1 pseudogene is annotated in these 443 nt (G+C 36.3%); it reads left to right on the forward strand.

The window, feature by feature from the left end:
* Positions 1–443 (forward strand): annotated as a pseudogene (locus tag CRU95_RS16160) (IS110 family transposase); the annotation flags it as partial.

Here is a 443-nt window from a genome sequence, read left to right on the forward strand (position 1 = left end):
GTAATCAAATGTCTATCGTAAAAGAAAGTCAGTACGTGGCACTGCAGCAATTAACAAGATCACGATACCAACTTGTCAAAATGTTAACGAAAGAAAAACAACACTTTCTTCAACACCTAAGTTTTAAACGTAATACATTTTCACAAGAGGTGGATACTTCCGTATTTGGTAGCGCCATGACAGAACTATTTCTTGAAAAATTCAGCTTAGAGGAACTCGCTAATATGCCTTTAGAAGAACTCGCTGAGTTCCTACAGGAAAAAAGTCGAAACCGTTTTGGTTATCCAAAATGCGTAGCAGCATCCATTCAAAAAGCTGTGAAAGCTTCTTATCGCTTGGATAAGGTTGTAGAAGATTCAATAGATGTCATCTTAGGTACATCCATCGCAGTCATTCGTACGTTTCAACAACAAATCAAGGAATTAGAAAAGTCTATTAAAAAA

Origin of the sequence: Arcobacter sp. F2176, from assembly GCF_004116465.1 — a bacterium.
GTDB classification, from domain to species: domain Bacteria; phylum Campylobacterota; class Campylobacteria; order Campylobacterales; family Arcobacteraceae; genus Arcobacter; species Arcobacter siniprincipis.